Raw genomic sequence first — 20,264 nt, 5'->3', positions numbered from 1 at the left:
AACTTTTGAAATACTTACTCCCTCTTCTCGTAATTTTTTTCGCTGGATGCAGCATAAAAAATTACGAGTATAGTGAAGCAAAAATCGTCACTATAAAATCTCCCAAAATTAAATTTTCAGATATAGGATATGTTAGGCATACAGATGATGCTATTGAGCTTGAGCTTTTTGAAGCAGGGCATGTTTTTCAAAAAATTGACATCAATAGAATGATTTGTGTGCAAGATGGTTGTATGAGTAAACACAGCTTTAACAAAGAGTACCTAAACGCCTCCTATCCTAATGATATTTTGCAAAATATTATACTGGGTCATGCAATTTACGATAAAAAAAATCAGCATAAATCGGATGATGGATTTACGCAAATTATAAAAAATAAGAGTGTCGATATAAAATATAGAGTCAATGCTCATGAGAGTTTTTTTAAAGATAGAAAAAATCATATTATTATAAAAATAAAGGAACCAAATGGCTACTAAAATGAAAAAATTTGTAGGTGCACATGTAAGTGCAAGTGGTGGTGTTTATAATGCTCCCCTAAACGCAGAAAAAATTGGAGCACGTGCATTTGCCCTTTTTACAAAAAATCAAAGACAATGGGTGGCAAAGCCGCTTGATGCTGAGACGATAGATAAGTTTAAAAAAGCACTTGATGCAAGTGGTATTTTACCCAAACATGTGTTACCTCACGATAGCTACCTTATAAATCTTGGACATCCTGAAGTTGAAAAGCTGGAAAAATCAAGAGCTGCGTTTATAGATGAACTAGAGCGTTGTGATTTGCTGGGGCTTGACAGACTTAATTTTCATCCAGGGAGTCACTTGGCAAAAGTGGCTAAAAAAGATAAAGAGAACCCCGATGTGATGCAACCCATAGAAGATGTATGCCTTGATGTTATCGCAGAGTCTATAAATATTGCACTTGATAAGACAAAAAATGTTAAAGCAGTCATTGAAAACACTGCAGGGCAGGGGAGTAACCTTGGCTGGAAGTTTGAGCATATTGCGCATATCATCGACAAAGTAGAAGATAAAAGTCGTGTAGGTGTCTGCATTGACACTTGTCATATGTTTACAGCAGGGTATGATATAAGAACCCGCGAAGCGTATGACAAAACATGGGCTGCGTTTGGAGAGATTATAGGTTTTGAGTATTTGAGTGGAATGCACATTAATGACTCTAAGCCACCACTTGGCTCGCACGTGGACAGACACCACTCACTTGGAAAGGGTGAAATAGGAATTGATGCGTTTAAGTTTATTATGAATGATGAGCGAATGGATGATATTCCACTTATTTTAGAGACGATTGATGAGACAATTTGGAAAGAAGAGATAGAGATGCTTTACTCTTTTATGGAGTAACATAAAAATTTTCGTTACAATATGAGTATATTTTTATAAGGGGAGTTAAATTTTGTTAAAAATGTATCTAAAAAAAAGTGCGGTATATGCTGTCTCTTTATCACTTATAGGCTTTATGAGTGCATGTGGGGTTAGTGGGAATGATGGAACAGACAGTGTTAGTGGGGATCTTAATAATCTAGTAAAAGCAACAGTCATTGATGATATTAATGCCTCAACAATGTTGCAAGTAATTCATGATAAAATAGATCCAAATGCACTAAATGCTTTTGGATATAAAGCAATCAAAATTAGTTATAAAACAGTTGGTCAAGATGATAAACCAGCAGTTGCTTCAGGTCTGTTAGTTATTCCAACTGCTACAGCTCAGTACCAACAGTATCGTCTTTCACAAGGAAAACAACCGTTTTCTGTTTCAATGCTTTGTAATAATCATGGAACGATTTTTGCAGATTCTGAAGCTCCAAGTAATACAGAAGTTTCAAATGGCTTACCCGATTATACTCAAGCAGTTTTAATGACAGGGTATGCTGGATTTGCAGCAATTTATCCAGATTATATTGGTTTTGGTGATTCAAATACAACGGTACATCCATATATATTGAAAAAAGCGGCAGCAAGAGAAGCAGTAGATATGCTAAAAGCTAGTATGACATATATGAAAAATACAAATGTAGTATTGAATTATCAACTCTATATTTCTGGTTACTCTGAGGGTGGATATAATGCTCTTGCTATGGCTGAGGATGTTGAAAAGAACTTCTCAGATAAAGTTAATTTAATGGGTGTTGCTCCTATGGCTGGTCCATATAATGTTGAAGCATTGGCTGATGTTGATTTAAATGCAACACAAGCAATGGCGTATCCTGCGTTTTTGGCTGATTTAGCTTATTCTTATACTCATTACTATAATGATGTTAATCTAAGTGATATTGCAATTCCATCTTTAGCTCAGTTTCAATTAGCGTTTAGTGGACAGTACGATACAGTACCTATTCATACTATACTTGGCTTAGCAGACCCTGCTAATGGAGATTATGGATTTTATACCCATGCAACAAATGAACTTTTTAAAGACAGCTTCATTTCTGATTATCAAAATAATCAAAATAATATTATGAGACAAAAGTTTGCTGAAAACAATCTTGATAATTGGACACCAAGAAGTAAAATGAACTTTATTCAGTGTGTTGATGATGATATTATTCCTTTTAGTGAATCTAATGATATATACAATAAATTTAAAGCCAACGGTGCAGATGTAACTCTTACGCCTATTCCAACTGGAATATTATCTCAACAGAAAGATGCAACACATCCTTTTGTTCATGTAAATTGTGTGCCCGCAGCTTATGCAACTGCAGTAAAATGGTTTGCTGAGATTAGAAATGGAGATATATAATGAAAAATATAATTAAAGTAACAACACTTTCTTTAGTAGCTGCGGGAACTCTTTATGGAGGTGGATACAAAATACCAGAAACATCACTTAATGCAATAGCACTCTCTGCGGCAAATGTCGCACACTCTCATGGTGCAGAGAATGCTTATTCAAATCCTGCAAATATGGTATTTATGGAAAATAAACAACATATTGAAGCAGACTTGATTTATATTGGGCTTGATCCAGTAAGGTATAAATCTAATGATGGTACAACGGATATAAGTGCAAAAAAAGAGACTTTTATTTTGCCCTCATTGCATTATGTTTCAAAAAAACTTGGAAATAATGCTCGTGTAGGTTTAAGCATTGTAGTCCCAGGTGGACTATCCAAAAGATGGAATGATTCTCCTGCTGTTGAGAAAGCTAAAGAATTTACGCTAAAAGTAATAGAGATAAATCCAAGTGCTGCGTTTAAAATAAATGATAAGCTTGGTGTTGCAGTTGGTTTTCGAGTTGTTAGCACTACTGGTATAGTTAAAAGTTCAGCTGCTATTTCTCGTGATATGACAGGAGACAGCATTGATATGGGCTACAATTTGGCACTTGCATATAAACCAACAAAAGCCTTAGAAATAGGTTTAACATATAGATCGAACGTGGATTTAACAGTTGAGGGAAATGCAAAATTATATATTGGTAATGCGAAAGTCTATGATGGTGGTTCAAGTGTAACTGTGCCTCTCCCAGCGACTATAGATGCAGCAGTAGCGTATACATTTCCAACACAAACAACAGTTGAATTTGTCTATGAAAGAGTAAACTGGTCCGCATATAAAAATCTTGATTTTAATTATGTAAGTAATAGTCCGACTATTTTGAAGCCTTATTTTGATGACCCAATTGCAAAAGACTGGAAAGATACAAATGTTTATCGTTTGGGTATAACACAGCAAATGAAGAGGTACACTCTTATGGCAGGTGCTGTAAAAGATGAATCTCCGATACCTAACAAGAGTCTAGGTTTTGAACTACCTGATTCAGATTCGGTTTCAGTCTCTGGCGGGGTGCGTTACCAATACTCAAAAAATCTCAATGTAGGTTTTTCAGCACTTTACTCTATGAGAGATAAAAGAAAAGTTACAAACAGTGATGTAAATGGTGAGTTCTCAAACTCAAATGTATTGATTATGTCTGCAGGACTTGGATATAAATTTTAAGGAAACAGTTGAAGACTTTAGTTAATTTTTTAAAAACAAAAGAGATAGAAAAATCGGATATCTTTATACATCTTAAATGTAATAAAGATGAGGCAAAAATGTTGCGCCATATTGCAGCTAAATATATGAAAGGGCAAGATGATATGCTTGTCCTTGAGCTGTTACAAGATTTGTATAAAAGTGAGAATTATGAGCATTTACAACATCTAAAAGAGGTAAAAAATTTACTAGAACTTGGTTGGTTGCACCAGCAGAGTTTTACTCCTGTGAAAATTTCAGAGGTGACTCCCTTAGAACTTTTAAACAGTGCGGTAGGACTTACCCCTTCGTTTTTAAAACTACTGCAAGATGGTACTCTTGATTTGGATTTACCAGACATTAAGCCCTATGCAGATCATCTTGAATACCTCCAAGACCAGTTTTTTAGAATTGAGCTTTATCAAAAAATGAGCGTCATCCGTCAAAATGTGCATGAACACTCTTTGGGTATAGACAGACTACAAAACAAACTCCAACATCTCGAAAAACGCATAGAGGAGAGAGTTAAACAGACCTCCGAAAATTTGGGACTCGATAAATTTTTTAAACAAAAGAAGATGAGTAACTACGAGCAGGTAATTTTCATTGCACTATTGCGTGAAGAGTATGGCTCTACTGACTCATCTTTGCGCGAGATGAATACGCTTATTGATTTAATCTCTTTAGATGATTATGAACGTATAAAAAATCGCTCTCTTTTAGAAGAAGGCTCGAACCTTTTGAGTAGCGGTATTATTGATTATGAGGAGATGCTCAATCCATTTGGTGGCATAAGTCGTTCTTTTTACATTGTAGATGATGTGCTTCAAAGTATTATTCATCCTCAAAAAACAAAAAAAGTAACACGTTTGAAACTTGGTGCTTTAGTAGCTGAACAAGATATATTTGAACTTATAGACAGCTATACCTCTTTGGATGATGTTGTTCTTAATGAGAGTACAAAAGAGACACTTGAAAACTTGATGAAACAGGTAGATAAAGATGTTGTTTCTCGTCTTGTAAAGTGGGGCATAAAAGATAAAAAGAGCGGTATTGATGCGCGTATAATCTTTTATGGTGCAGCTGGAACGGGAAAAACAATGACAGCATACTCCCTTGCAAAATCACTTAAACGACAGGTTCTTGCGTTTGACTGTTCTAAAATTCTTTCAATGTATGTGGGAGAGAGTGAAAAAAATGTGCGTAAGATTTTCGATACTTTTTATGATTTGAGTGCTAAAACTAAGACAGAACCAATTTTACTACTTAATGAGGCAGACCAGTTTTTAGGTGCAAGAAGTAGTGGGAATATCACTGGTTCTGATCAGATGCATAACCAAATGCAAAATATTTTTTTAGAGCAAATTGAAAACTTTAAGGGAATGCTTATCGCAACAACCAATTTACTTGAAAATATAGATAAAGCATTTTCAAGAAGATTTAACTATAAAATAGAGTTTAAAAAACCAAATAAAGAGCAGAGATTAGAACTTTGGGAAAAAATGCTTCCAAAAGATGCTCCTTATGAAGAGAATTTTGATGTAGAAAAACTTGCAGAGTATTCTCTCACAGGTGGGCAAATAAATCTCATCATAAAAAACACAGCCTACAAAGTTGCTGTAAAAGAAAAACCTCTGTTTATGCTAAAAGATTTTATAGATGAAATTAGAAAAGAGAGAGATGCAAATTTTGATAGTGAAAAGTCTATGGGCTTTTTGAATAAATAAACAAATATTTTACCTTAATGATGTTGCATTAAGTGACATCATTTCCCCTTTTTCCTTCCATCACAACTTTTTTTAATACTCTTTTAGATATAGTAAATGAACTGTTTTTTCTAATGAAGTATGGGTTAGAAATACAACTTTTAATTTAAAAAGGTAGGTTTATATGGAGCATATTAACACTGCAAATCCGTATTTTGGGGTCTTTGTACTGTTTGTTATAACATTTGGTGCATTCATTACAACGACTGTAGTGGCTAGACTAGCGAGTCGTGCGCTTGCACGCAAAGATAGTGAAAAGATTAAACTTTCAGTTTATGAATGTGGACCAGAAATCACAAAACAGCCAAATAGAGTGTCACCACAGTTTTATCTGTTTGCACTGCTATTTTTGCTATTTGATGTTGAAATCGTATTTATGTTCCCATGGGCAGTAGACTTTAAAGTTCTTGGCTGGTTTGGTTTTGTTGAGATGGTAACTTTCATAGTTCTCTTAGCAATTGGTTTTGTATATGCATGGAAAAAAGGAGCATTAGAATGGCACAACATAAAGTAAATTATACACAAGATGCCGGTTTACCAATAGCACTTACAAGTGTTGATAAAATTGTAAACTGGGGGCGTTCAAACTCCCTTTGGGCTATGACTTATGGTCTTGCTTGTTGTGGTATTGAGATGATGGCAGCGGGTGCATCAAGATATGACTTTGACCGTTTTGGTACTATTTTTAGAGCTTCTCCTCGTCAATCAGATGTAATGATTGTTGCGGGAACGCTTACAAAAAAACACTCTGAGTTTATTAAACGTTTGTATGACCAAATGACAGAGCCAAGATGGGTAATAAGTATGGGTTCATGTGCTAATACTGGTGGTATGTTCAACACTTATGCAACTGTTCAAGGTGTTGATAGAATTATTCCTGTTGATTTGTATCTTCCTGGTTGTGCACCTCGTCCTGAAACACTTCAGTATGGTGTAATGTTGTTACAAAAAAAGATTCGTGCTAACAAAGCAGGCAATGCACAAAAAGCTAAAAGGTTAATGTAATATGAGAGCGTATAAACCTAAAGACAATGTACAAGCAAAAGCTTACTATACTGACAGATTTTATGTTGCACCACAAGTGCCAAAATCTGCGGTAGATACAGATGCTGTTTTTGCAGCTGATTTAGAGGCTATTAAAGCAAAGTTTGAAGTAAAAGATGCATATATTCAAGTAGAGCAAATGGTTGTGTACATCAATGCTCACGATATATATGGTGTTTTAGAACTTATGAGAGATGAATTAGCATATACACAACTCTCAGAGATGAGCGCTATTGATTGGCTTGCAAAAGATAACACTTTTGAAATCTTTTACCAAATGCTTTCTATGACTAAGCGCAAGCGTATTCGTGTGAAGTATTTTATTGAGAATGGTCAAGCTGTTGACTCTGTAGAAAAACTCTTTAGAAGTGCAGATTGGGCTGAGCGTGAAATGTTTGATATGTTTGGAATTGAAGCAAATAACCATCCATTTATGAAGCGTATTTTGATGCCATACGACTGGCAGGGACATCCACTTCTTAAAACATATCCTCTTGAGGGTGATGAGTTTGCTGCATGGTATGAAGTAGATAAAATTTATGGAAAAGAGGCTCGCGATATTATTGGGCCTGAACTTCGTGATACTGCTCGTGTTGATAGATATGATTCTGAGCGTTTTTCTCGTCTTGGATTTGAAGTTCCAAAAGGTACTGAGATTACAGGTAATGAAGAGCCTCATGTTGAATCTTATCAAGAAGAGGGTGGCGTATTTATGGTTACAAAATTAGATAAAGAGTCATCAAAAGTAATTGATGATCCACAAAGATAGGGTGGTATAAAATATGGCACAAGTAAAAAATAGATTAACACCATTTTTTGAAAATATAACATTTGACAGAGATGACAATGAACTGGTACTAAACTTTGGTCCACAACATCCATCTGCTCACGGACAGTTGCGTTTAATGTTGCATTTGCAACAAGAACAGATTGTTAAAGCACATCCCGATGTAGGGTATCTTCACCGTGGTATGGAGAAGATGGCTGAAAATATGATTTATAACGAGTTTATGCCTACAACTGACCGTATGGATTATATTGCTTCATCTTCAAACAACTATGGGTTTGCTCTTGCAGTTGAAAAACTTATTGGGCTTGAAGTTCCTCGTCGTGCAAAAGTTATTCGTATGCTTCTTTTAGAGATTAACCGTTTGATGTCTCATCTTTTCTGGTTAGCAACGACAGCACTAGATATTGGGGCAATGACAGTTTTTCTTTTCGCATTCCGTGAAAGAGAATATCTTATGGATATTATTGAAGGTTATTGTGGTGCGCGTTTGACACATGCTGCTATTCGTATTGGTGGTGTTCCTTTAGATATTCAAGATAGTTTCTTACACCAATTAAGAGTGTTTTTAAATAAACTTCCTCAAAATATTAAAGATTATGAAGATTTACTGGATTCTAACCGTATTTGGCTTATGAGAATGGAAGAGGTTGGAACTATCTCAACTGAAATGGCACTCTCTTGGGCATGTACAGGTCCAATGCTTAGAGCTTCTGGTGTTGCTTGGGATATTCGTAAAGAAGAGCCATACGAGTTATATGATGAAGTAGAATTTAATGTACCTTTTTCAGATAAAGGTGATAACTTTGCGCGTTACCGTGTTTATATGGAAGAGATGCGTGAATCTGCAAAAATTCTTTATCAATGTATGGAAATGTATGAGCAGTGTGAAAAAGATGGTCAAACAGAGCTTATGGCTCATGCTCCAAAATATATCTCAGCACCTAAGCTAGATATTATGACACAAAACTACTCTTTGATGCAACATTTTGTACTTGTAACACAAGGTATGAGACCACCGGTTGGTGAAGTTTATGTGGCTACAGAATCACCAAAAGGTGAGCTTGGCTTCTACATTAATTCGCAAGGTGGACCATATCCATATAGATTGAAACTTCGTGCGCCATCGTTCTGGCATACAGGGATTTTAACTGACCTTTTACCTGGTCACTATATTCCGGATGTTGTATCTATTATTGGTACTACAAATATCGTATTTGGTGAGGTTGACAGATAATGAAAAGATATGACTTAAGAAAACTCGGAAATGATTTTGAACCTCGTATGAAAGAGATTTTAGGTGAAAAGCATAAAGAGAATGAAACATTGATTTTTCTTTTTGAAATAGGCGATTTTACTCCAATTCAGCGCTCTGCTGATTTGGTAAAAGAGTGTGGGTATGAACTGTATAACTCACTAAAATTTAACGAAGTCGATTGGACTATCGTTGTTAAAAAATAGGAATCTGTTTTGAGTAAAGTATATTTTTCTACTTGGAATGGGGAGTCTATAAATAATATAGGCAAGCCAGAAGAAGAGTGGGAAGAGTCAGCTTATAATCTACCAGCACAATATGATGATCATCGAGACTCAAAAGCCTTTATAGGTTGGGACGGTGTTGCACTGTTTCATGAGAATGTAGATGTTATTCGTTTGGCTATGGAGTATGCGGCACAGTATCAGGTCTATTCTGAAGCGTGCGGGCGTTGTGCTCCTGGTCGTTGGGGTGGTCGTATTTTATATGATGTACTCGATAAAATTGCTCGTGGTGAGGGTGAAATTTCTGATTTAGATCACTTAAAAGAGATAGCAAAAAGTATGCAGGTTACTTCTAAATGTGAGATTGGAAAAACTGTTCCAAATCCTATTTTAGATTTGATGGAGCATTTTGAAGATACTTTTTTAGAGTGTATTAATGAGAAGAAAAAATCTATTCATTATGATGAAAGTGTAGCTTATATTGCAAAAATAACAGCACCTTGTACAGATGCTTGTCCATCACATGTTGATATTCCCGGTTATATTGAAGGTGTAAGAGATTTACGCTTTGATGACTCCCTAGAGGCTACTCGCCAGACTATGCCGCTAGCACATGTTTGTGGTCGTGTCTGTCCACATCCATGTGAGGATGCTTGTCGTAGAACAAATTTAGATGAGCCTATCTCTATTATGTCACTCAAGCGTCTCGGTGCTGATTGGGAAACTGATCATGGTTATGACTTTTTTCATCCTATGAAGAAGAAACCTGCAAATGGCAAAAAAGTGGCTGTTGTAGGTGCTGGTCCTGCCGGGCTTACTACAGCATATTATCTTTGTGCAGATGGTGTCGAAGTAGATGTTTATGAAGAACTTCCTGTTCTTGGTGGTGAAGTAACTGTCGGTGTTCCTGAGTATCGTATGCCTTGGGATAAATATATGCAAGACATAGAGTGTGTACGAGATATGGGTGTTAACTTTATTACAAATTATAAGGTAACCGATGAAGATATGCGTCGCTTTGAGAAAGAGTATGATGCAACAATGATAGCTTCTGGTACGCGTATTTCTAAAAAGGTTCGTTGTGAAAATGAACGAGAAGAGATAAAAGGGTACTGGGGTGCAATTGATTTTCTTGATTGGGTAAACCTTTATGAGAAATTTGACATCAAAACACCAAAAGAAGTCCAAGAGAAGCAGATGCTTCCAACTGATTTTGTGGACTTAACTGGTAAAACAGTTGTCTGTGTTGGTGGTGGATTTACATCTATGGATGTTGTGCGTTGTTCAATTAGAGCGGGTGCAAAAAAAGTGTATATGATTTATCGCCGTGATGAAAAGACTATTATTCGCAATACAACTTATGAAGAGTATCACGAAGCTGTTGAAGAGGGTGTAGAATTTTTATTTCATTCAGCGGTTAATAACATTACAACTGATGATGATGATATTTTAAGAGAGCTTTTAATTGATAAGTTTGAGCTTGTTCCTGATCCAAATGGTGGTCGTGCACAACTTGTAAAAATTGAGGGTGAATCTTATACTATAGAAGCAGATTATCTTATACCTGCGGTTTCTCAAAGTGCTGATTTGGGCTTTTTGCCTGAGGAGTGGGATATTGAGATGACCTCATGGGCGACTATTAAAACAAATGGGAAAGATTATATGACTTCTCGTAAGGGAATTTTTGCTTCTGGAGATTGTGAATATGGTCCTATGACTATTGTAAACGCAGTCGGTCAAGCCAAACGTGGAGCTTCTGTCATTAGCCGTTATGTGCAAAGTGGTGAAATTACTTTGAGCGATGATGAAATAATGGAAGATCACCTTGCAAAATTGAAAGTTTATGATAAAAAAGAGAAAGTAAGCGGTTGGCTTCCAGGCCTTCCTCGTGAGCACTCATCAGTTTTAGATGCTGAGTATCGTAAACATAACAATGCAGAGGTAAACTTAGGCTTTACACAAGATGAAGCACTCAGTGAAGCTGAACGCTGTATGCGCTGTTATTACATCGCTATGGTACAGGCGTAAGGAGGTCATGAATGAGTAAAATAATTAATTTTAAAATTGATGGCAAAGAGGTAACTGCACAAAAGGGTGAAACTATCTTGCAAGTAGCAAGAAAAAATGACATCTATATCCCTACTATGTGCTATATTTCAAAAACATCTCCATGTGCGTCGTGTCGTATCTGTTCTGTTGAAGTTGAGGGTGTTGATGGTTTTATATTAAGTTGTAATACACCTCCTACTGAGGGTATAGAAGTAAAAACGAACTCTCAAGAGCTTGAACTTGAACGCACAAATATTATGAAGCTTTATGATGTAAATCATCCTTTAGAGTGTGGTGTATGTGACAAGTCAGGAGAGTGTGACCTACAAAATATGACTTTGGAATTTGGTGTATCACAACAAGAATTCTCAGCGAAAGATCAACATAGAACAGTAAAGGAGTGGGGAGTTATAAATTATGATCCTGCACTCTGTATTATGTGTGAGAAGTGTGTGCATGTCTGTAATGAAGTGATAGGCGATGATGCAATTGATGTAAAATTTGGTGGATACTCTTCATCTATTATTCCAAAAAATGCAGATACTCTTGATTGTACTTTTTGTGGAGAGTGTATCGCAGTTTGTCCTGTTGGCGCACTTGTAAGTTCTGACTTTAAATACTCTGCAAATGCATGGGAACTCTCACGTATTCCATCAACATGTGCACACTGTTCGGCAGGGTGTTCTTTAGAGTATGAAGTAAAACATGGTAGTGATAGAACACAGAATGCAAATTCTATTTATAGAGTGAAAAACAATTATGAATTTACAACACTATGTGGTGCTGGTAGATTTGGATTTGATTTTCAAAATAGTGCACAAAAAGATGAAGCTGCGTTTAATAAGGCAGTTGAGACTCTAAAAAGTGCAAATGCTATCCGTTTTTCTTCAATGATTACAAATGAAGAGGCACATATTTTACAACTTTTAAAAGAGAAGTTAGGTGTGAAACTTTTCAATGAAGATGCAAGACTCTATGGTGAATTTATGAGTGCATATAGCTCTATAAGTGGAAAATTACACCATAGTGGCTCTTTAGATGCTATTAAACAAGCAGATGCAGCCATTGTTTTTGGTACAAGAATAGCAACTGATAACCCGATGGTACGATATGCATTAAGAACTGCATCACAACATAATGGTGCAAAAATTGTCTATGCACATCCTATGGAAGATGCTTTAATGAAAAACACTGCAACGCAGCTTATGAAATATGAAGCAGGTTCAGAAGAGGGTGTTATAGCACTGCTTGCAAATGAACTACTACAAAATGTAGATATAGATGAGTCAAGTAGAGCATTTTTAGATGATTTAGATTTAGGGTATTTAGAAGCTGAAAGTAATATTGGTGATGATGAACTTAAATCTATGAGTAAAGCTTTTACAAGAGCGCATAAGCGTGTTTTAATTGTTGGTAGTGATTTGTTTGCACACTCAAGAGCGAAAAATATTGCAAAACTTGTGGCACTTATTGAAAAATATACAGATTTTTCTTTAGTAGTTGTACCAAATGAAGTAAATACAGCTGGTGTCTCTCTTCTTTGTGAACTTGATCGTGATGAAAATATAGCAGATGTTGTTGGTTATAACGCAGCAGGTGACTTTGTACTCTCATCTCTAAAAGAGGCTGATTTAGCTATGCCTGCACTTAACCAAGTAGAAGGTAGCGTGGTAAATGTTGATAATCAAGTTCTCCCACTTAATGTTGCTTTAGCTTTTGATGGGTATAATTTAAATGATTTAGCAAATGCTTTAGGTATGCAAAAAGAGAATACGATTGAGTATACAAAAGAGTTGTCAACAGCAAAAGGTTTTAAAGCAGTTGCGTTTGATGCACTTGAAAACTTTTATAGTGTTTACGGTGAAGACGTAAGAGGGTATCTTTTAGATGAAGTTACTTGCGAGGGTGATGGTAAAATAGAAGAGGTTGCAGAGTTGCCAGAGTTTAATGGTACCGTAATTTATCACTGTAACCCTGTTTTACAATTTAACCAGTTTACAAATAAAACGAAACAGTTAGAAAAAGATACCACTTTAAGAGGTTCTGCACAGTTTGCTGCAGCGGCTCGAATATCTGACGGTGACGAAGTAGAGATTCGTTTTGCTTCAAAAACCATAAAGCGTCTCTTTAAACAAGATGATGAATTAAAAGGAACTATAGCGCTAAATCCAAGCTTTGATATGACAGCAGATTTTAGTCAATATAGATTTGAAAAATCCAAAATAGTGAGAGTAGTATAATGAGTAAGATTACTATAAATATTGATGGAAAAGAGGTTCAAACGCAAGAGGGTGAGTTTTTATTAAACGCAGCCCGTGCAAATGATATTTTTATTCCTGCAATATGTTATTTAACAAGATGTAGTCCAACTTTGGCATGTCGTATCTGTTTAGTTGAAGCAGATGGGAAGCAGGTATATGCTTGTAATGCTAAGGCAAAAGATGGAATGAATATCACAACGACCACAGAAAATATTGAAAAAGAGCGTCGTGCTATTATGGAAGTTTATGATGTCAATCATCCACTTCAGTGTGGTGTTTGTGATCAATCAGGTGAGTGTGAGTTACAAAACTATACACTCCTTATGGGTGTTGATTCTCAAAACTATGCGATTAAAGATGTAGATAGAAGTTCTCATGACTGGGGACATTTACATTATGATCCGGGTCTTTGTATTGTATGTGAGCGTTGTGTAACTGCTTGTAAAGATATGATAGGTGACAACTCTTTAAAAACTATTCCTCGTGGAGCAGATGCTTTAAATGCGGACTATAAAGCTGAAATGCCAAAAGATGCATACGCAATGTGGAATAAGCTTAACAAGTCTGTCATTGGACTTACAAATGGAACAGATGTTCTTGATTGTACTTCTTGTGGTGAGTGTGCTTCAGTTTGTCCTGTTGGAGCGCTTGTAGATACACACTTTATGTACACATCAAATGCATGGGAACTCAATCAAATTCCAGCAACTTGTGGTCACTGTTCTGCTGGATGCCAACTCTCTTATGATGTAAAACATGGAAGTATTGATAATCCTGAAGATAAGATTTACCGTGTGATGAATGAGTGGAACTATGTTTCACTTTGTGGGGCTGGACGTTATGGATTTGATTATCAAAATGCAGATGCTACAAAAGATGAAGCTGCGTTTGATGCTGCTGTGGCTGCATTTAAAAAAGCAGACACTATTGCGTTTACTTCTACTATTACAAATGAAGAGGCATATTTGCTTCAAGCAATGAAAGAGAAGTTTGGATACAAACTTGTAAACAGTGAAGCAAAAGCATTCCAAACATTTTTAAATGAGTATAGTAAAATTAGTGGTACGAAACTTTATGGCAGCGATTTAGAAAAAGTACATACTACAAACTTTATAGTCTCTGTTGGGTCAGCGCTCAAAACTGATAATCCAAACGCAAGATATGCACTCAATAACTCACTTACAGTAAGTAAAGGTGCTGGGCTCTATTTTCATCCTGTGAAAGATCCTATTATTGAAGGTCTTGGTAAGTCAATAATGACTGTTACTCATGCTCCACTTCAAGAAGAGGCAGCTCTGTATTTGGTGCTTGATCTCTTTGGCGATAAAGAGAAGTTACCAAAAGATATTGTTAAGTATCTTGCATCATTTCACTCTGAAAAAACAGTCACTGTAACTGAGACTATTAAAGAAAAAGTCATAGAGAAAGTTATTGAGAAAAAAGTGAATGAAGAGACAGGTGAAGAGGAAGAAGTAGAAGTAGAAAAATCTAAAATGGTTCCTAAAAAAGTATCTAAAGAAGTTGTAGTAGATAATAACAAACTCCTTGAAATTTTAGGTGCTGATGATAAATTTATGGAAACTTTAGAGAAAAACCTTAAGAAAAAAGAGACTTTTGCCCTTATGGTCGGTCCAGATTTATATAAACATCCAAATGCTAGAAACTTAGCGCGTCTTGTTGCTCTAGTTGAGAAATACTCTAAATTTGAACTTGTGATGATTCCTGCACTTACAAACACTCTTGGTGTTTCACTTATTTGTGAGCTCGATGATGAAAGAGGAGATTACACTGTTGCATATAATACAGATGGTGATTTTGTACTCTCTGGACTTGGTGATGGTGATTTAGATATGCCAGCAATCAACCAACAAGAGGGGACATTGACAAGTATTAACAAGCGTGTAAATCCTACAAACGCAGCTATTGGCTACAATGGATATGAGCTTAATGATATTGCAAATGCACTTGGATTTGATGCGAAAAATGTGATTGACTACACTGTGAAACTTCCAACTACTGTTGGATTTAAAGCGCAAGCGTTTGATACACTTCCAAATCATTATGAGAATGATGGGACAGAAGTTCGCGGTTATGTGTTAGAAAATGTAGCAGTTACAACCGATGATGATGAAAGTGTTGAAAAATTCAGCGATGATAAGCTTGAAGATTGTATAATCTATCTAGCTAATCCTGTAAGACAGTTTACAGCGTTTACACAAAAGACTACTAATCTTGATGAGAAGAGTGGTGTTTATATGAGTGAAGAGTATTTATCTAGCTCTGATTTCAATGAAGGTGACCGTGTAAAAGTGAAAACTGCAAGTGGGGAACTTACAGCAAACGTGGTGAGTGATAATAAAATTGCAGGTTCAATTGTAGTTTTACCAACATTTGACAAAAATTTAAATTCAGAGGTTCTCTTTGACGGTTACCGTTTTAGTGCAGCTTCGATAGAAAAGGTGTAATATATGGATACAGCATATCTAATTGAAACGATAATTAAAGTCGTTGTAATCTTACTTATATTTTCAGCATTAGCTGGTATTGGTACATATTTTGAGCGTAAAATTTTGGCATTTATGCAACGCCGTTTAGGGCCAATGTATGTTGGTCCTTATGGACTCTTGCAAGTTGCTGCTGATGGTGTAAAACTTTTTACAAAAGAGGATATTGTTCCAACAAATGTTGTTGCTCCAATATTTAAAATAGCGCCAGTTATTACTGCTGCTACTGCGTTTATGGCAGCTGCTGCGATTCCATTTTTTCCACAATTTACGATTTTTGGTTATACAGTACATCCAATTGTTGCTGATGTTAACATTGGTATACTCTATATTCTAGGAATGATGGCGGTTGGACTCTATGGTCCTATGCTAGGTGGTATGGCATCTGCAAATAAATTTTCACTACTCTCAGCTGCGCGTACTGCCGCTGTATTTATTTCGTATGAAGTTGTTAGTGGTTTAGCAATACTTGCACCTATTATGATGGTTGGATCTCTTTCATTAGTTGATTTTAACAATTATCAAGTTGGTGGTATTTCTCATTGGATAGTATGGTCTCAGCCTGTTGCGTTTATACTCTTTTGGATTTCAGCATTTGCTGAAACTGGTCGTACACCATTTCATTTAATTGCGAATGATCATGAGATTATTGATGGTTTTGGTACTGAGTATTCTGGTATGAGATGGGGACTTTTCTTCATTGGTGAGTATGCAAATATGTTTTTTATCTCATTTGTTATTCCTCTTATCTTTTTAGGTGGTTTTGGTGATGGTTCATTTCTTGGTGCGATGGGATTACTTGCAAAAGTTGCATTTTTCTTTTTCTTCTTTTTATGGACAAGAGCTGCGTGGCCAGATGTAAGACCAGATCAACTTATGTGGTTGTGTTGGAAAGTGCTTATGCCAATAGCAGTGATAAATGTAGTTATCACTGGCTTTGTGATGATGTTTTAAGGGGATAATGAATGAAAATGGAAGCATTTAATGATAGAAATGTAGCTGATAATGGCTACTTTTTAGTTGATATTGAAGATTATCCTACTGATGGTTGGGGTAAGTTTAAGCGTGTAGTAAAGAGAAGTTTCAGAGGCGAGCTTTTTGTCGGTCTTTGGGTAGTTATGAGAGAGATGATTCGTTTTGATATTCATACTGTTCAGTACCCTCAAGAGAAAATGCCTATTGGCCCTCGTTATCGTGCTGTACATCAGATGAAACGTTTATGGGAAAGTGATACTGAAAGATGTATTGGTTGTGGACTCTGTGAAAAGATTTGTATATCTGATTGTATTCGTATAGATACAAAAATAGATGAGAATTCTCGTAAAGAGGTCTCTGAATATACGATCAATCTTGGGCGTTGTATTTTTTGTGGATATTGTGCTGAAGTTTGCCCTGAACTTGCTATTACACATGGTGGAGAGTATGAAAATGCGTCAGACCAAAGGGAACACTTTATTTTATATGAAGATATGTTAACACCAATAGATACAATGAAAGCTGGAAAACAGTTGGAATTTGAAGGTTTTGGTTCTATCACACCACATGAAGACGAGCGTGTTAAAAAGACACCTCTAGCATATTAAGGAGTTTTGATTATGTTTGAAGCGGTAGCGTTTTACTTGTTTGCATTTTTAACGATTACGATGTTTATTATTACGGTAACAACATCTCAGGCGTTATATGCATTAACTGCGTTAGCAGCAGGGATGATTTTTATATCGGCATTTTTCTTTATTCTAGGTGCTGATTTTTTAGGTGCGATTCAAATAATCGTTTATACTGGTGCTGTGATGGCTCTATATGCGTTTGGTATGATGTTCTTTGATACAACTCGTAGTGTAAAAGAGAAACAAGGTAATAAATTTATTATTACTGGTTTATCTACATTAGCGGCTGTATTGGTTGTTCTTATTGTAGCTGCGCCGATGGTGTCTGATAATATTGTTGCATTCTATCCTGCAATTGATAGCATGGGTAATACTCAAAATGTTGGTTTAGTTCTTTTTACAAAGTACCTTGTTCCATTTGAACTAGCAGCAGTGATGCTTTTAGTAGCAATGGTAGCAGGTATTGTACTTGCTGGTAAGAAAATGGATCGTTCAATTACATTGACAAATGATGCTGAACTTGAAATAGAAAAAAATAAAAAGGTGCTTTCATGATGGAAATAGGTTTAAACCACTATCTTGTTTTATCTACAATTTTATTTGCAATTGGTTTAGTAGGTGTAATGCGTAGAAAAAACCTGCTTTTACTGTTTTTTGCAACTGAAATTTTATTAAACGCAGTAAATATAGCTTTTGCCGCAATTTCACACTATTATGGTGATATGACGGGACAAATGTTTGCGTTTTTCATTATTGCTGTTGCTGCTTCTGAAGTTGCAGTTGGACTCGGTCTATTGATAGTATGGTATAAACGCCATGGTTCAATTGATTTAGATGCACTTACAACAATGAAAGGATAAAGAATGGAAAAATATTTATATATAGCTCTTTTCGCACCTTTAGTAAGTTCTTTGTTTTCAGCTCTTTTTACAGCGACACCAAAGAAACTTTTTACAGGTATAGTTGCGAGTCTATTGATTATAACTTCATTTATAAGTAGTACTGTACTCTTAACACATATATTAGAGACTGGCGAACCGATTCATGTGACTATGATGACATGGATGCAAACAGGTGGTCTTTATATTCCGTTTGGATTTATGGTAGATCAAATTTCTGTTACTATGATGATGGTTGTTACTTTAGTCTCATCCGTTGTACATGTTTATGCGATTGGATATATGGATCACGACAGAGGATTTAATAGATTTTTTGCTTGGCTCTCGGCATTCGTATTTTCAATGATGATTCTAGTAATGAGTGACAATTATGCTGGTCTCTTCATTGGTTGGGAAGGTGTTGGTCTCTGTTCTTGGGGTCTTATTGGCTTCTGGTTTCACAAAGAGAGTGCTACATGGGCAGCGAATGAAGCATTTATTATGAACCGTATTGCTGACCTTGGAATGCTTATTGGACTATTCCTTATTTATTGGAATACAGGAACACTCCAATATGATGGTGCTTTTGCAGCATTTCATCAATTACCGACTGCTACACTTACTTGGATTGGAATTTTTCTCTTCATCGGTGCTATGGGTAAATCAGCACAATTTCCACTCCATACTTGGCTTGCAGATGCAATGGAAGGTCCTACACCAGTTTCAGCATTGATTCACGCAGCTACAATGGTAACTGCAGGTGTTTATCTTGTAATTCGTTCTCATGAGCTTTATAGTTTAATCCCTCATGTTGGTCTATTTATTGCAAGTCTTGGTACATTTGTAGCAATTTTTGCTGCATCTATGGCACTTGTAAATCGTGATATGAAGCGAATTATTGCCTACTCTACACTTTCACAGCTAGGATATATGTTTGCAGCAGCTGGTCTTGGTGCTTACTGGGTTGCACTTTTCCACTTAATGGCACATGCTGGTTTTAAAGCATTGTTATTCTTAGGTGCAGGTAATGTTATGCATGCAATGCATGATGAACTTGATCCATTTAAGATGGGTGGACTGAAAAAAGTGATGAAGTGGACTTGGATTATGATGGTGATTGGTTCACTTGCATTGGCAGGTGTTATTCCTTTTGCAGGTTTCTTTTCTAAAGATACAATTCTTGAAGCGGCATATTCTGGAAATCACATGGTAATTTATGGTGTTTTACTTTTTACTGCAGGTTTAACAGCATTCTATTCATTTAGACTTGTTGCTTTAATTTTCCATGGTGAAGAGCGTTATAAACTTTTTGGCATACATCCACATGAAGCGTATAGATTTATGCTATGGGCTATGAGCCCATTGCTTCTTGTTGCTATTGCAGCTGGAATTCTTCAAACACCTTTCTTTGATATGGTTGAAGAGGCATTAAATGCACATGAGTATCATATTGCACATGGGACTGCATTAATTATGTTAGTTGGAACACAACTATTTGTTGGCTTAGCAATTCTTTATGCATATAGAAAATATGCAAATTCAAGAGTAAAAGTTCCAGATGGTACATCTAAAATGGAAAATTCATTTGCTTATAAATTATTGATTAATCAATATTATATTCCTTATGCTTATGAAGAGTATATAGTAAAACCGTATAGAGAACTTTCAGAAATATTCTGGACAAAAGTTGACCTTAAAGTTGTAGATGCAACTGTAGATGGCATCGCTGGCATTATTTATGGTACTGGTGAAAAAACAAGAGATATGCAAAGTGGTAACTTATCTACTATGCTGAAATGGATGGTAGCAGGTCTTGTAGGCTTACTGTCATTAGCTGTAATTTTTGGACTTACAGCAAGATATTCTGATGAGATTTTAGCTATCTTATCAGGTTTAGGAGTTTAG

Annotated in this window: 18 protein-coding genes; all 18 read left to right on the top strand. The window is 36.0% G+C overall.

The window, feature by feature from the left end; genetic code table 11:
* Positions 1 to 5 precede the first annotated feature (5 nt).
* The 18 genes from MV589_RS03845 (at position 6) to nuoL (ending at position 20,264) form a co-directional block, all read left to right on the top strand.
* Positions 6 to 479 carry a hypothetical protein gene (locus MV589_RS03845; protein WP_297432211.1) on the top strand — a complete coding sequence of 158 codons (474 nt, stop codon included), beginning with the start codon at positions 6 to 8 and terminating at the stop codon, positions 477 to 479.
* Position 480: 1 nt separating this feature from the next.
* A complete protein-coding gene (gene nfo, locus MV589_RS03840) occupies positions 481 to 1,365 on the top strand; it encodes a deoxyribonuclease IV (RefSeq protein WP_297432324.1) in 885 nt (294 codons plus the stop codon).
* Positions 1,366 to 1,426: 61 nt separating this feature from the next.
* Entirely contained in the window at positions 1,427 to 2,767 is a 1,341-nt protein-coding gene (locus MV589_RS03835; RefSeq protein ID WP_297432322.1) for a prolyl oligopeptidase family serine peptidase, read from the top strand.
* Positions 2,767 to 3,966 (top strand): OmpP1/FadL family transporter, encoded by a 1,200-nt coding sequence (locus MV589_RS03830; RefSeq protein ID WP_297432209.1) that lies wholly within the window; start codon positions 2,767 to 2,769, stop codon positions 3,964 to 3,966. Before MV589_RS03835 ends, MV589_RS03830 begins: the two co-directional genes overlap by 1 nt.
* A gap of 8 nt (positions 3,967 to 3,974) precedes the next feature.
* A complete protein-coding gene (locus tag MV589_RS03825) occupies positions 3,975 to 5,711 on the top strand; it encodes an ATP-binding protein (RefSeq protein ID WP_297432207.1) in 1,737 nt (578 codons plus the stop codon).
* Positions 5,712 to 5,874: 163 nt separating this feature from the next.
* The gene (locus MV589_RS03820) at positions 5,875 to 6,264 is read left to right on the top strand and encodes an NAD(P)H-quinone oxidoreductase subunit 3 (protein WP_297432205.1); all 390 of its coding nucleotides are present in this window, start codon (positions 5,875 to 5,877) and stop codon (positions 6,262 to 6,264) included.
* Positions 6,246 to 6,755 (top strand): NuoB/complex I 20 kDa subunit family protein, encoded by a 510-nt coding sequence (locus tag MV589_RS03815; RefSeq protein WP_297432203.1) that lies wholly within the window; start codon positions 6,246 to 6,248, stop codon positions 6,753 to 6,755. The genes MV589_RS03820 and MV589_RS03815 overlap by 19 nt, the downstream gene beginning before the upstream one ends.
* A 1-nt stretch (position 6,756) precedes the next feature.
* Complete coding sequence (locus MV589_RS03810; RefSeq protein WP_297432201.1) at positions 6,757 to 7,563, top strand: NADH-quinone oxidoreductase subunit C; 807 nt, start codon at positions 6,757 to 6,759, stop codon at positions 7,561 to 7,563.
* Positions 7,564 to 7,576: 13 nt separating this feature from the next.
* A complete protein-coding gene (gene nuoD / locus MV589_RS03805) occupies positions 7,577 to 8,818 on the top strand; it encodes an NADH dehydrogenase (quinone) subunit D (protein ID WP_297432199.1) in 1,242 nt (413 codons plus the stop codon).
* Positions 8,818 to 9,042, top strand: coding sequence for an NADH-ubiquinone oxidoreductase subunit E family protein (locus MV589_RS03800; RefSeq protein WP_297432197.1), 225 nt, complete (start codon positions 8,818 to 8,820; stop codon positions 9,040 to 9,042). Before nuoD ends, MV589_RS03800 begins: the two co-directional genes overlap by 1 nt.
* A gap of 9 nt (positions 9,043 to 9,051) precedes the next feature.
* Positions 9,052 to 11,088, top strand: a complete 2,037-nt coding sequence (locus MV589_RS03795; RefSeq protein WP_297432195.1) for an FAD-dependent oxidoreductase — start codon at positions 9,052 to 9,054, stop codon at positions 11,086 to 11,088.
* A gap of 11 nt (positions 11,089 to 11,099) precedes the next feature.
* Positions 11,100 to 13,349, top strand: coding sequence for a 2Fe-2S iron-sulfur cluster-binding protein (locus MV589_RS03790; RefSeq protein ID WP_297432194.1), 2,250 nt, complete (start codon positions 11,100 to 11,102; stop codon positions 13,347 to 13,349).
* Entirely contained in the window at positions 13,349 to 15,835 is a 2,487-nt protein-coding gene (locus MV589_RS03785) for an NADH-quinone oxidoreductase subunit G (RefSeq protein ID WP_297432193.1), read from the top strand. The genes MV589_RS03790 and MV589_RS03785 overlap by 1 nt, the downstream gene beginning before the upstream one ends.
* 3 nt (positions 15,836 to 15,838) lie before the next feature.
* Complete coding sequence (gene nuoH / locus MV589_RS03780) at positions 15,839 to 16,828, top strand: NADH-quinone oxidoreductase subunit NuoH (protein ID WP_297432191.1); 990 nt, start codon at positions 15,839 to 15,841, stop codon at positions 16,826 to 16,828.
* An 11-nt stretch (positions 16,829 to 16,839) separates the two neighbouring features.
* Positions 16,840 to 17,457 carry an NADH-quinone oxidoreductase subunit NuoI gene (nuoI, locus tag MV589_RS03775; protein ID WP_297432189.1) on the top strand — a complete coding sequence of 206 codons (618 nt, stop codon included), beginning with the start codon at positions 16,840 to 16,842 and terminating at the stop codon, positions 17,455 to 17,457.
* Positions 17,458 to 17,469: 12 nt separating this feature from the next.
* Complete coding sequence (locus tag MV589_RS03770) at positions 17,470 to 18,036, top strand: NADH-quinone oxidoreductase subunit J (protein ID WP_297432187.1); 567 nt, start codon at positions 17,470 to 17,472, stop codon at positions 18,034 to 18,036.
* Positions 18,033 to 18,341 (top strand): NADH-quinone oxidoreductase subunit NuoK, encoded by a 309-nt coding sequence (gene nuoK / locus MV589_RS03765; RefSeq protein WP_297432185.1) that lies wholly within the window; start codon positions 18,033 to 18,035, stop codon positions 18,339 to 18,341. Before MV589_RS03770 ends, nuoK begins: the two co-directional genes overlap by 4 nt.
* A gap of 3 nt (positions 18,342 to 18,344) precedes the next feature.
* On the top strand, positions 18,345 to 20,264 hold the full coding sequence (gene nuoL, locus MV589_RS03760) for an NADH-quinone oxidoreductase subunit L (protein ID WP_297432183.1): 1,920 nt from the start codon (positions 18,345 to 18,347) through the stop codon (positions 20,262 to 20,264).

This window comes from Sulfurimonas sp. (assembly GCF_026991475.1).
Lineage (GTDB): Bacteria > Campylobacterota > Campylobacteria > Campylobacterales > Sulfurimonadaceae > Sulfurimonas.
The sequence above is the reverse complement of the archived record's forward strand: the minus strand, read 5'-3'. Positions and strand labels throughout refer to the sequence as shown.